This is a genomic window from Janthinobacterium tructae, from assembly GCF_006517255.1.
Lineage (GTDB): Bacteria > Pseudomonadota > Gammaproteobacteria > Burkholderiales > Burkholderiaceae_D > Janthinobacterium > Janthinobacterium tructae.
In genome coordinates this window covers 2,504,890-2,517,732 of record NZ_CP041185.1, presented here as the reverse complement: position 1 = coordinate 2,517,732, position 12,843 = coordinate 2,504,890, and the positions used below count along the sequence as shown (strand labels likewise).

The 12,843-nt window shown below is 61.5% G+C and carries 11 protein-coding genes; 10 read left to right on the top strand and 1 reads right to left on the bottom strand.

What is annotated here, in order from left to right; genetic code table 11:
* Positions 1–199 precede the first annotated feature (199 nt).
* The 4 genes from FJQ89_RS11090 (at position 200) to FJQ89_RS11075 (ending at position 5,602) form a co-directional block, all read left to right on the top strand.
* Complete coding sequence (locus tag FJQ89_RS11090) at positions 200–2,164, top strand: glycosyl hydrolase family 18 protein (protein WP_279239647.1); 1,965 nt, start codon at positions 200–202, stop codon at positions 2,162–2,164.
* A gap of 75 nt (positions 2,165–2,239) precedes the next feature.
* The gene (locus tag FJQ89_RS11085; protein WP_141170211.1) at positions 2,240–3,274 is read left to right on the top strand and encodes a cupin-like domain-containing protein; all 1,035 of its coding nucleotides are present in this window, start codon (positions 2,240–2,242) and stop codon (positions 3,272–3,274) included.
* 296 nt (positions 3,275–3,570) lie between these two features.
* On the top strand, positions 3,571–4,728 hold the full coding sequence (gene cfa / locus FJQ89_RS11080; protein WP_205704638.1) for a cyclopropane fatty acyl phospholipid synthase: 1,158 nt from the start codon (positions 3,571–3,573) through the stop codon (positions 4,726–4,728).
* A gap of 28 nt (positions 4,729–4,756) precedes the next feature.
* A complete protein-coding gene (locus FJQ89_RS11075) occupies positions 4,757–5,602 on the top strand; it encodes a LysR family transcriptional regulator (RefSeq protein ID WP_141170209.1) in 846 nt (281 codons plus the stop codon).
* Between the two features lie 117 nt (positions 5,603–5,719).
* Here FJQ89_RS11075 and FJQ89_RS11070 read toward each other — a convergent pair whose 3' ends face one another.
* Entirely contained in the window at positions 5,720–6,406 is a 687-nt protein-coding gene (locus tag FJQ89_RS11070; RefSeq protein ID WP_034752039.1) for a Bax inhibitor-1/YccA family protein, read from the bottom strand.
* Positions 6,407–6,628: 222 nt separating this feature from the next.
* Between FJQ89_RS11070 and ndk the strand changes: the two genes are divergently transcribed.
* The 6 genes from ndk (at position 6,629) to hisS (ending at position 12,833) form a co-directional block, all read left to right on the top strand.
* The gene (gene ndk, locus FJQ89_RS11065; RefSeq protein ID WP_070223377.1) at positions 6,629–7,045 is read left to right on the top strand and encodes a nucleoside-diphosphate kinase; all 417 of its coding nucleotides are present in this window, start codon (positions 6,629–6,631) and stop codon (positions 7,043–7,045) included.
* 125 nt (positions 7,046–7,170) lie between these two features.
* A complete protein-coding gene (gene rlmN / locus FJQ89_RS11060; protein ID WP_141170208.1) occupies positions 7,171–8,346 on the top strand; it encodes a dual-specificity RNA methyltransferase RlmN in 1,176 nt (391 codons plus the stop codon).
* Between the two features lie 56 nt (positions 8,347–8,402).
* A complete protein-coding gene (pilW, locus tag FJQ89_RS11055; protein ID WP_243136516.1) occupies positions 8,403–9,134 on the top strand; it encodes a type IV pilus biogenesis/stability protein PilW in 732 nt (243 codons plus the stop codon).
* An 82-nt stretch (positions 9,135–9,216) separates the two neighbouring features.
* Positions 9,217–10,119 (top strand): RodZ domain-containing protein, encoded by a 903-nt coding sequence (locus tag FJQ89_RS11050; protein WP_341474484.1) that lies wholly within the window; start codon positions 9,217–9,219, stop codon positions 10,117–10,119.
* A 38-nt stretch (positions 10,120–10,157) separates the two neighbouring features.
* Positions 10,158–11,420 (top strand): flavodoxin-dependent (E)-4-hydroxy-3-methylbut-2-enyl-diphosphate synthase, encoded by a 1,263-nt coding sequence (gene ispG, locus FJQ89_RS11045; protein ID WP_141170205.1) that lies wholly within the window; start codon positions 10,158–10,160, stop codon positions 11,418–11,420.
* 51 nt (positions 11,421–11,471) lie between these two features.
* A complete protein-coding gene (gene hisS / locus FJQ89_RS11040; protein ID WP_141170204.1) occupies positions 11,472–12,833 on the top strand; it encodes a histidine--tRNA ligase in 1,362 nt (453 codons plus the stop codon).
* Positions 12,834–12,843: the final 10 nt, after the last annotated feature.

Here is a 12,843-nt window from a genome sequence, read left to right as displayed (position 1 = left end):
GTAGGACAACACGCCGTTCGCATAAGCCGCTGCGCTTTCTGCACGGAGTGGTATTGCTCACTTCGATGCCACTTCAAAACCACTTGACCGCCTATTTTTTCAGCAGCATGCTGTTCTTGCAACTGCAGAAAAACAAGATCACAGGGTAGCTTTACATCGAAGCAGAGTGGTATTTCCGCAAACCTGAACAGGAGACAGCGTGGAAAATTTAATCCTCAAAAAAACAATCAGGAACATGATGGTATGTCTGGCCAGCGGTGGCGTGCTGGCGGCATGCGGCGGTGGCGGCGATGCCAGCGCACCGGGCGGCTCGCAATTGCTGGCCGCCAGCACGGTAGTCGCCTGCGTGCCGTGGCAAGAGGGTGGCACGTATAACGCCGGCACGGTGGTCACTTACCTGGGCGCCAATTACACGGCCCTGGTGACGCAGACCGATCACGTGGGTTCCGGTTGGAATCCCGTTTCCACGCCTAGCCTGTGGAGCGCCGGCGGCACCTGCGATGGCGGCACCACGCCAACGCCCACCCCGACTCCCACCCCAACGCCTACTCCCACCCCGACACCGGTGCCAACGCCGAACCCGACACCCACCCCGACCCCGACGCCAACTGGCGGCACGTGCGCGCTGGCATGGGTGGCGGGGACGGCCTACAGCGCGGGCGCCACCGTCAGCCATGCGGGCACGAATTACCGCGCCAACTACTGGACGCAGGGCGACAACCCGTCGACCAGCAGCGGCGCCGCCGGCACGGGCAAGCCATGGACCAGCCAGGAGATCTGTAGCACCACGCCGACACCGACGCCAACGCCCACTCCGACGCCAACGCCCACTCCGACGCCCACTCCGACGCCAACTCCTACCCCGACACCAACGCCAACGCCAACGCCAACGCCAACCGGCCGCGAAGTCGGCTCCTATTTCGCGCAGTGGGGCGTGTATGGCCGCGACTATGAAGTGGCGAATGTGCATTCCAGCGGCGTGGCCGACAAGCTGACCTTCATCAACTACGCTTTCGGCAACATTTATCCGAAAAACGGCGGCTATGAATGCGCCATGATCACCAAGACGGAGCCGGGCGCGACGAACCCGAATTCGCCGGACGCGGGCACGGGCGGCGATGCCGAGGCCGACTACATCCGCACGCCGAAGCGCACCGTCGATGGCCAGGCCATCCCGTGGGACGCTCCCCTGTCGGGCAACTTCCTGCAGTTGAGAAAGCTCAAGGCGGCGCACCCGAACCTCAAATTGTTCATCTCGCTGGGCGGCTGGAGCTGGTCGAAGAACTTCTCTGTCGGTTCGGCCACCGATGCGCTGCGCAAGCAGATGGTGCGTTCCTGCATCGATATCTACATCAAGGGCAACTTGCCGGTGCAGGGCGGTCGCGGTGGCGCGGGGGCGGCGGCGAATATTTTTGACGGCATCGACATCGACTGGGAATACCCGGTCGGCGGCGGCCAGCCATACAACACGGTCAGCCCCAACGACAAGCGCAACTTCACCTTGCTGATGGCGGAATTTCGCAGCCAGCTCGATGCGCTCGGTGCCGCCAACGGCAAGCGCTACCTGTTGACGGCGGCCGTCGGTGCCGGCAAGGACAAGATCGACAACACGGAACCGGCCCTGTACTCGCAGTACATGGATTGGATCAACCTGATGACCTACGACTTCCACGGCGGCTGGGAAACGAGCACCAACTTCAATGCCCAGCTGTTTGCCGACCCTGCCGATCCGTCGACAGGCATGGCGCGCGAATACGTGGGCGACAAGGCGGTGCAATACATGATTGCCGCCGGCGTGCCGCGCGACAAGCTGCTGCTGGGCATACCGTTCTATGGCCGCGGCTGGACGGGCGTGGCGCCGGGACCGAACGGCGATGGCCTGTATCAGGCGGCCACGGGCACGGCGCCGGGCACCTACGAGTCGGGCATTGAGGACTATAAAATCCTCGTCGCCAAGACCGGCACGCGCTACTACCATCCCGTGACCAAGCAGCTGTACCTGTACACGGGCGCGGGTGGCCAGTGGTGGAGCTATGACGATCCGACCGTCATCGGCACCAAGGTCAAGTACGTGAAGGACCAGGGCTTGCGCGGCGCGTTCTCGTGGGAGCTTGATGGCGATGCCAACGGCGTGCTGGCGACGGAGGTGTGGAAAGTACGGTAATGCGTCGTTAGGGTAGGGCGCGGCCGGACGGTGCATGCTGTCCGGCCGCTGATGCATATAAAAAGGAGACAGATAATGGCAGCCGTATCGACATTGGGAGCAAAGCAGCAGGAACAGGAGCTGAGCCGCGAGTGGCGCAGCTGGATCGCGGAAAACCTCATGCTGGGCAGTCATCCGTCGGCGCTGATGCCGGTGCTGCAACAGGCCGGCATCGCGGAGCCCCAGGCGCGCCGCGAAATCGAACTGGCGTTGCACAGCCCGTATCTTGCCGGCGCCGTGCGCCTGTCGAACCGGCTGGCCAAGCGCGACTGGGTGATCGACATCCAGCGCAAGCTGAATCAGCTGCGTTCGCCCGAGATACCCCGCCGCGACAAGCTGTCCGCGCAGCAATTCCTCGACGAGTATTACGCCGCCAACCAGCCCGTGATCATCACCGGCATGCTCGATGACTGGCCGGCGCTCCGAAAATGGAGTCCGGCCTATTTTCGCGAACACTATGCACGGCGCGAAGTGGAAGTGCAGTTCGGCCGCGAAGCGGACGCCCAGTACGAAATGAACAGCGTGGCGCACAAGCGCAAGATGGCCTTTGGCGAATACGCCAGCCTGGTCGAGAGCAGCGGCACGACCAACGATTTCTATATGACGGCGAACAACAATTCGCAAAACCGGCAGGCACTGCGCGAGCTGTGGGACGATATCGGCCAGCTGCCCGAATACCTGAAGCAGGAGGGCGGTCCCACGGGCTTTTTATGGTTCGGCCCGGCTGGCACCGTGACGCCGTTCCACCACGACCTGACGAACAACTTCATGGCACAGGTAAAAGGGCGCAAGCGGCTGCGCATCATGGCCGCCTGCGAGGTGGCGCGCGTGTACAACCAGCGCCACTGTTTTACCCCCGTCGACGGGCGCGTCATCGACCTGCAGCGCTACCCGCTGATGGCCGACGTGCAGGTGCGCGAATGCGTGCTGGCGCCGGGCGAAATCCTGTTTTTGCCCGTCGGCTGCTGGCATTTTGTCGAAGCGCTCGATATTTCCCTCACCGTGGCGTTTACCAACTTCAAATGGGATAACGATTTTTACAGCAAGTATCCGTCGAATCACGACTTTTGATCGTGATGCGGATGGTGCGAACTTGCCGCGAACAGCCGCCGTACAGGCAGCTTTTTTCATGCTACGGTAGGTATCTTGTATAAGATATTTCCACAAAATAATTTATTCAAATCATTTTGCGGCAATTATTTTGATATGAATGATCATGATGTTTCATTATCCAGATGCGGATGAGGGGTAGATAATTTTATCGCTGCTGCGCCGCCGGACCTCTGAGTAGACGTGCCGGCGCACCAGCACCCACAACCATCTGGAGGCGGCAGGGCATGAACACGCAGCAAACGACACAAGCAGCAATGCAGTTGCAACAAGCACAGGCCGGTAGTGCCGGACTCCAGCTCGACACGCGGCTGACGCGCGAAGCGGCCGAATTGCTGGCCAGGGCCGGCATCCACCTGAATGGGCGCGCCGCCTGGGACATGCAGCTGCGCAAACCGGGCGTGCCGGAACGGGCTTTCGCCAGCGGCAACCTGGGCCTGGGCGAAGCGTACATGGATGGCGACTGGGATGCGAGCCAGCTCGACGAATTCTTTTGTCATCTGTTGCGCGCCAGGGTGGCCGACGACGTGCGCCCGATGCGCCTGGTCTTCCACGCGCTGACTGCGCGCCTGTTCAACCTGCAGACGGAGCGCCGCGCGTGGATGGTGGGCAAGGAACACTATGACCTGGGCAATGCCTTCTATGCGGCCATGCTCGATGCGCGCATGACCTATACCTGCGGCTACTGGAAGGATGCGGCCAATCTGGCCGAGGCGCAGGAAGCCAAGCTCGATCTGATCTGCCGCAAGCTCAGGCTGGAACCGGGCATGCGCGTGCTCGACATCGGCTGCGGCTGGGGCAGTTTCATGCGTTATGCGGCGGAAAAATATCAGGTGCAGTGCGTGGGCGTGACCATCTCGCAAGAGCAGGTCGCGTATGCGCGCGGCATGCCGGGCGGGGACAAGCTGGATTTCCGCCTGCAGGATTACCGCGATACCGATGAAAAATTCGATCGCATCGTCAGCATCGGCATGTTCGAACACGTGGGACACAAGAACCACCGCACCTTCATGGAGGTGGCGCACCGCTGCCTGGAAGACGACGGCCTGTTCCTGCTGCACACGATCGGCAAGAACAAGCGCCAATCCGCGTGCGACCCGTGGATCGACAAATACATCTTCCCGAACGGCGACTTGCCGTCGCTCGGGCAAATCGGCGACGCCATCGATGATCTTTTTGTGGCCGAAGACCTGCACAACTTCGGCGCCGACTATGACCAGACCCTGATGGCCTGGCACGCCAATTTCGAGCAGGCGTGGCCGCGCTTTTCCGCCCAGCTGGGCGAGCGCTTCCACCGCATGTGGTCGTATTACTTGCTGTCTTGCGCCGGAGCCTTCCGCGCGCGCGACTTGCAGCTGTGGCAATGGGTCTTGTCGAAGCAGGGCGTGCTGGGCGGCTACGAGCGTGTCAGTTGAGATGCGCGGCAGCTGATATCATGGCTTGATGGATATCAATCAAGCGCGTACCTTCCTCGAAGTGGCTTCCTGCGGCAGTTTCATCATGGCGGCCGAGCGCATGCATGTGACGCAAACGGCCGTCAGCGCCCGCATCCGCACGCTGGAGCAGCAGCTGGGGCGCCAGCTATTCGTGCGCAACAAGGCGGGCGCGCGTCTGACGTCGGCCGGCGAGCGCTTCATGCGCCATGCGGCCACCATGGTGCAGGTGTGGGAGCGGGCGCGCCACCAGGTGGCCTTGCCGCCGGGGCGCGACGACGCCGTCAGCATCGGCTGCGAATTGAGCCTGTGGCAGCCGCTGCTCGGTGACTGGCTGATACGCATGAGCCGCGACTGCCCCGAGATCGCCTTGCGCGCGGAAGTCGACAGCCCGGCGCGCCTGCTCGACGCCGTGCACGACGGCTCGCTCGACCTGGCCGTGCTGTACAACCCGCCGCAGCGCCCGGGCCTGGCCAGCGAATTGCTGGCCGAGGAAAAACTGGTGATGGTCACCACGCGCGCCGATGGGCAGATGCATGCCGATACGTATGTGTATGTGGACTGGGGACCCAGCTTCGCGGCCAACCACCAGGCGACGTACCCGGAGTTGAGCAGCCCGCCCGTGTCGATTTCGCTGGGGCCGCTGGCCCTCGTGTACCTGCTGGAAGTGGGCGGCGCCAGTTACTTTCGCATCGGCAGCGCGCAACCATACCTCGATGCGGGCCTCTTGTACCGCGTGCGCAACGCGCCCGAATTCTCGCATTCCGCCTACGCCGTGTATGCTGCCCAGCGCGACAACCCGACCCTGGACCGCGCCCGCGCCTGCCTGCGCGAGGTGGCGGAGAAGAGCAAGTAGATGCTGCAGACGTAAAAAAGCCGACCCGAGGGTCGGCTTTTCTCTTTTTCATCGCAGTGCATAAAACGTTCAGGGCGAGGCACTGCAACGCCGCCTTGGGCGTTTTTGCGCTAGCGCTTAGTCGCGGCTGCCGCCAGCGAAGCCCAACAAAGAGAGCAGGCTGGTGAAGATGTTGTACACGTCCAGGTAGATGCGCAGGGTGGCCGAGATGTAGTTGGTCTCGCCGCCGTTGATGATTTGCTGCACGTCATACAGGATGTAGGCCGAGAAGATGGCGATGGCGACCATGGAGATCACGATCGACAGTGCCGACAGGCCCAGGAAGATGTTCGCCACCGATGCCAGGATCAGCACGATCACGCCGGCGAACAGCCATTTGCCCATGGCCGAGAAGTCGCGCTTCGATACCGTGGCGATCGTCGCCATCACGGCCAGGATGGTGGCCGTGCCGCCGAATGCCGTCATGATCAGCATGCCGCCGTTCGAGTAGCCGAGCGTGCGCGTCAGGATAGGCGTGAGCATCAGGCCCATGAAGAAGGTGAAGCCCAGCAGGACGGCAACGCCGAGGCCCGAGTTCTTGGTTTTCTCAATCGCGTACATGAAGCCGAATGCGACGGCCATGAAGATGATGAAACCCATGCCGCCGGTCAGCATCGGCAAGTGCATTTGCACGCCGATGAAGGCGCCCAGCACGGTCGGTATCATGGACAGTGCCAGCAGCCAGTAAGTGTTGCGCAAGACCTGATGGCGGACTTGCTGCATGCCCCCCGACAGGTCAAAGGTGCGTTGCATGTTCTGATTCATAGTGCCTCCGTGTTGTCAATTCAAATTACTACTTTGCCCAAGGATAGCATGGACCCCGGTTTTTACAAAAAAACCAGCTTAAGATTTAATTAAACTCAGGCGGGGGCGGAAGATGCCCACCTGCCTGTCTGGGTGATATGGGGTGGAGTATGGTAAAATCAAAGGTTGATTGAGTTATCAATTTACCGTTTTAAACCTTACTTTTTATTGGAGTTTTCACACATGGCAATCGAACGCACCCTGTCGATCATCAAACCAGACGCAGTTGCAAAAAACGTCATCGGTCAAATTTACACCCGTTTTGAAAACGCTGGCCTGAAAATCGTTGCGGCACGCATGACCCAACTGTCGCGCGAACAAGCTGAAGGTTTCTACGCAGCGCACAAAGAACGCGGCTTCTTCAAAGATCTGGTCGACTTCATGGTTTCCGGTCCCGTCATGATCCAGGCCCTGGAAGGCGAAAACGCCGTTCTGGCCCACCGTGACCTGATGGGCGCGACCGATCCGAAGAAAGCAGAAAAAGGCACGATCCGCGCCGATTTCGCCGATTCGATCGACGCCAACGCCGTACACGGTTCCGACGCTGTCGAAGCTGCTAAAGTGGAAATCGCTTACTTCTTCCCAGAACTGAAGGCTTAATTGCCTTAGATAACGTTATTTCCTGGCGTTATCTGTGAAATAACTTATCACCCCCTGTTCCCGCTGCGCTGTGGAGTTTTTGCTCCGGATGCGCGCGGGGACGGATTTTTAGAATAGACAAGATCATGAATACGACGACCCTCACCAACTTGCTGGACCTCGATCCCGCGCAACTCATCGCCTACTGCGCCGAGTTGGGAGAGAAACCGTTTCGTGCGAAACAATTGCAACGTTGGATACACCAGTTCGGCGCTTCCGATTTCGACGCCATGACGGACCTGGCCAAGTCGCTGCGCGACAAGCTGGCCACGCGCGCCGAAGTGCGCGCCCCGGCCATCATCAGCGACCACACGTCGACGGACGGCACGCGCAAGTGGCTGGTCGACGTGGGCAATGGCAATGCCGTGGAAGCCGTGTTCATTCCGGAAGAAAACCGCGGCACCCTGTGTATCTCGACCCAGGCCGGCTGCGCCGTGAACTGCCGCTTCTGCTCGACGGGCAAGCAGGGCTTCAACCGCAACCTCAGCGTTGGCGAAATCATCGGCCAGCTGTGGATGGCGGAATTTGAATTGCGCCGCACCAAGGGCATCGAACCGGGCCCGAAAGGCGAGCGCCAGATCACCAACGTGGTGATGATGGGCATGGGCGAGCCCCTGCTGAACTTTGAACCGACCGTCACGGCCCTGAAATTGATGCTCGACGACAACGCCTACGGCCTGTCGCGCCGCCGCGTGACCCTGTCGACCTCGGGCGTCGTACCGATGATGGACAAGCTGTCGCAGGAAGTGCCGGTGGCCCTGGCCGTCTCGCTGCACGCCTCGAACGACGCTTTGCGCGATGGTTTGATTCCACTGAACAAGAAATACCCGCTGAAGGAATTGATGGCGGCCTGCAAGCGCTACCTGGAATTCGCCCCGCGCGACTTCATCACGTTTGAATACTGCATGCTCGATGGCGTCAACGACAGCGACGAGCACGCGCACGAACTGCTGGCGCTGGTGCAAGACCGCGAGTTCGGCGTGAATTGCAAGTTCAACCTGATCCCGTTCAATCCTTTCCCCGAGTCGGGCCTGTTCCGCTCGAAAAACCCGCGCATCAAGGCCTTTGCCCAGGTGCTGATGGATGGCGGCATCATCACCACCGTGCGCAAGACGCGCGGCGACGATATCGATGCGGCCTGCGGCCAGCTGGCCGGCGAAGTCAAAGATCGCACGCGGGTGCAGGAACGCATGGAGAAAATGACCGAGTATCAGGAAAAATTCGGCGCCAATTTCGGCAAGATCGTGGAGATCCGCTCCTGATGCGGGGAAGCATGGCTTATCCTGGCGCACTTGCCGCAGCTGTTCTCAGCCTGGGTGTGTTGCTGGCCGGCTGTGCTTCCACCGCGGACGAGGAGCAAGCCGCATCTGTCGAACAGCGCGCCGCCTTGCGCTTGCAGCTGGCCAGCGCCTATTATATGCAAGACCAGTTTGTGGTGGCCTTGGCCGAGGCAGAGCAGGCGGTGCAGCTGGTACCGGAGAACGCCCAGGTACGCGGCATGCGCGCCCTGATTTTTGCTGCCCTGCGCCAACCTGTGGCTGCCGAAAAAGATTTTCTTTACGCATTGCGCCTCGCGCCCCACAATCCCGAGTTGAGCAATAATTATGGCCTGTTTCTGTGCCAGACCGGGCGCGCGGCGCAGTCGTTGGCGTATTTTGATGCTGCATTGCAAGATGTTGCCTATGGCACGCCTGAACTGGCGCTGCATAATGCGGCGGCGTGCAGCCTGATCATGCAAGATTACCCGCGCGCCGCCAGCTACTGGCTCAAGGCGGAGCGCATCGCACCTGGCGTGGCCATCACGTATGCCGGCCTGGTGCGCGTGTATTACCAACAGCAAGACTACCGGCAGGCGGCTCATTACCTTGAGCGGCTCGGTAAAGTAGCGACAATGGAGAGCCAGACGGCCGATGTGCTGTGGCTCGGGATCAAGGTGCAGCATAAGCTCGGGGATGCGGGTGCGGAAGCTGGCCTGGGGGCGCATTTGCGCAACCACCATTCCGGCTCCCCCGAATATGCTGCTTATCAAAATGGGGCGTTTGATGAGTGAGACAGGGATACCAATGAATTCAGAGTGGGCAGAAACGCCTCAGCAGCAGCCCCAGGGCAATCTTGCGTTGGCAGGCGCACAGTTGAAGGCGCAGCGTGAAGCGCTGGGCTGGCCGGTGGAGCAGGTGGCCGACCAGCTCAAGCTGGCGCCACGCCAGGTGATCGCGCTGGAAGCTGGCGACATGGCGGCGTTGCCGAACCTGGCCGTGGTGCGCGGTTTCGTGCGCGCCTACGCCAAGGTGGTGCGTCTCGATGCGGCGCCGCTGGTGGCCATGATCGAAGTCCATCCGGCGCCGGCGCAAGACCCGGCCGCGCCCGTGCGGCGTGAAATTTCCGCCACGTTTTCCGAATCGCGCTTCCCGTCGATGACGCAGCGCTCGTCGAACCAGACTCCCCTCTGGATCGCCGGCGCCGTGGCCGTCGTCGTGGCCGCCGCCTTTGGCGCTTACAAGCTCGGCTATGTACCCGCCAGCCTGGTGTCCTCGCACGCCGAGAAAGAAACCGCGCATGCGGACGTTGGCCCTGTGGAGACGACCCTGATCAAGCCGGGCCAGGACTTGACGCCCGTGCAGACGCCGTCCGTGCCCCTGATTTCCGTACCGCCGCCGCCAGGCAACGATACGCAGACGGGCGCACCTGCCACCAACGTCGCTTCGGCGCCGGCCGCCGCCGTGCCGCCAGCAGCTGCTCCGGCGACGACGCCAGCGACAACGGCTGCCGTCGCGCCGGCCGCCGCCGCTGCCGTGGGCGCGAATACGCTGGTGTTGAAGGTGGAGCAGGATTCCTGGGTGGAAATCCGCCGCCCAGGCAGCACGCCGCTGATTTCGCGCATGGTCAAGGCGGGCAGCACGGAAACGTTCGATATCACGGGACCGGCCACTCTGGTGGTGGGCAAACCGGGTGTCGTGCAGGCAACCTTGCGCGGTACCAAGCTGGATCTGCCGACCGTTGCCGGTGGCACAATTTCCCGTGTCAGCATCAAATAGTTGCAGTAACCGTTCAAGCAAACTCAGAAGATAATATTATGGCTACCTCGAAAACAGCGATCGGCTCCGGTCCTTCCGGCCGCCGCGACAGCCGCAAGGTGCTGATCGCGCACGGCCAGCGCCAGATCTGGGTGGGCGGCGACGCCCCCGTGGTGGTGCAGTCGATGACGAACACGGATACGGCCGACGCCATCGGCACGGCGATCCAGATCAAGGAACTGGCGCGTGCCGGTTCGGAACTGGTGCGCCTGACGGTGGACCGTCCGGAAGCGGCGGCCGCCGTGCCGTATATCCGCGAGCAGCTCGACAAGATGGACATCGACGTGCCGCTGGTGGGCGATTTTCACTATAACGGCCATACCCTGCTCAACGATTACCCCGATTGCGCGCGCGCGCTGTCGAAGTACCGCATCAATCCGGGCAATGTGGGCAAGGGCGCCAAGCGCGACACGCAATTTGCGCAAATGATCGAAGCGGCTTGCAAGTACGACAAGCCGGTGCGCATCGGCGTGAACTGGGGCAGCCTCGATCAAGCCTTGCTGGCGCGCATCATGGACGAAAACGCGGGCCGCAGCGACCCGTGGCCGGCGCAAGCCGTCATGTATGAAGCGCTGGTGACGTCGGCGATTGAAAATGCCGTGCGCGCCGAAGAGCTGGGCCTGGGCCGCGACAAGATCATCCTGTCGTGCAAGGTCTCGGGCGTGCAAGACCTGATCGCCGTGTACCGCGAACTGGCCCAGCGCTGCGATTATCCGCTGCACCTGGGCCTGACGGAAGCGGGCATGGGCAGCAAGGGCATCGTGGCGTCCACCGCGGCGCTGTCCGTGCTGCTGCAAGAGGGCATCGGCGACACCATCCGCATCTCGCTCACGCCAGAGCCGGGCGGTGACCGCACGCGCGAAGTGATCGTCGGTCAGGAAATTTTGCAAACCATGGGCTTGCGCAAGTTCGCGCCGATGGTGATTGCCTGTCCGGGCTGTGGCCGCACCACATCGACCACCTTCCAGGAGCTGGCCGACAACATCCAGACGTATCTGCGCGAGCAGATGCCGGAATGGAAAAAATCGTATCCGGGCGTGGAAGCGATGAACGTGGCCGTCATGGGCTGCATCGTCAACGGCCCCGGTGAATCGAAGCATGCGAACATCGGCATCAGCCTGCCCGGCACGGGCGAGTCGCCGGCCGCGCCCGTGTTTGTCGACGGCGAAAAAGTCGTCACCCTGCGCGGCGAACGCATCGTCGAGGAATTCCAGGACATCGTCCTCAATTATGTTAAAAGCCATTATGGCGCAGCAGCGTAGGTCGGATTAGCGCTACGCGCGTAATCCGACAATCAAGTTAAAGAGAACACTATGTCCGAAAATAAAAAGCTCGATAAAATCACCGCCGTCAAAGGCATGAATGACGTGCTGCCCGCCGACGCCCCGCTGTGGGAATTGTTTGAAAATACGGCGCAATCCGTGCTGCAAAGCTATGGCTTCCAGCAGATCCGCACGCCGATCGTGGAAGAAACGAAATTGTTCGCGCGCGCCATCGGCGCCGTGACCGATATCGTGGAAAAGGAAATGTACTCGTTCACCGATTCGATGAACGGCGACAACCTGACCCTGCGTCCTGAAGGCACGGCCGGCGTGGTGCGCGCCGTGGTCGAACACAACCTCGTCTACGAAGGCCCGAAACGCCTGTGGTACAAGGGCCAGATGTTCCGCCACGAGCGCCCGCAAAAGGGCCGCTATCGCCAGTTCCACCAGTTCGGCGTGGAAGCCATCGGTTTTACGGGGCCTGATATCGACGCCGAGATCATCATGCTGTCGCGCCGTCTGTGGGATGACCTGGGCCTGGAAGGCATCCGTCTGGAATTGAACTCGATCGGCGACGCGGCCGAGCGTCTGCGCCACCGCGCCGACCTGATCACCTACCTGGAAAGCCACAGTGAGCTGCTGGACGAAGAAGCCAAGCGCCGCCTGCACAGCAATCCGCTGCGCATCCTCGACACCAAGAATCCTGCCATGCAGGACCTGGTCAATGGCGCGCCGAAACTGCTCGATTACCTGGGCGAGGAATCGCTGGCGCACTTCCATGGCGTGCAGAAGATCTTGAACCACAACAATATCCCGTTCACCATCAATCCACGCCTGGTGCGCGGCCTCGATTACTACAACCGCACGGTGTTCGAGTGGGTCAGCGACAAGCTGGGCGCGCAAGGCACGGTGTGCGCCGGTGGCCGCTACGACGGCATGGTGGAAATGTTCGGTGGCAAATCGACGCCAGCCGTCGGTTTCGGCATGGGCGTCGAACGCCTGGTGCTGCTGATGAAGGATGCGGCTGAACCGGAAGCGCCGGCCCAGTGCGACGTGTACCTGGTGCACCAGGGCGAGCAGGCAGGCTTGCAAGCGTTCGTGCTGGCCGAGCGGATTCGCGATGCGGGCCTCGACGTTGTGCTACATTGCGCAGCGAGCAACGGCGGCGGCAGCTTCAAGACGCAAATGAAAAAGGCCGATGCCAGCGGCGCGGCGTTTGCCGTGATCATGGGCGACGATGAAATCGCCAACAATGTCGCCACGGTGAAAGCCATGCGCGAAGCCGATGCCGGCGCGCAGCAGAGCACGGTACCGTTCGACGATGTCGTCGATTACGTGGTGGACCAGATCATCGGCGACCACGATTGCGGCCACGACCACGGTCCTGGCGGCCATGTGCATCACCACCATTGATTTGAAGTAA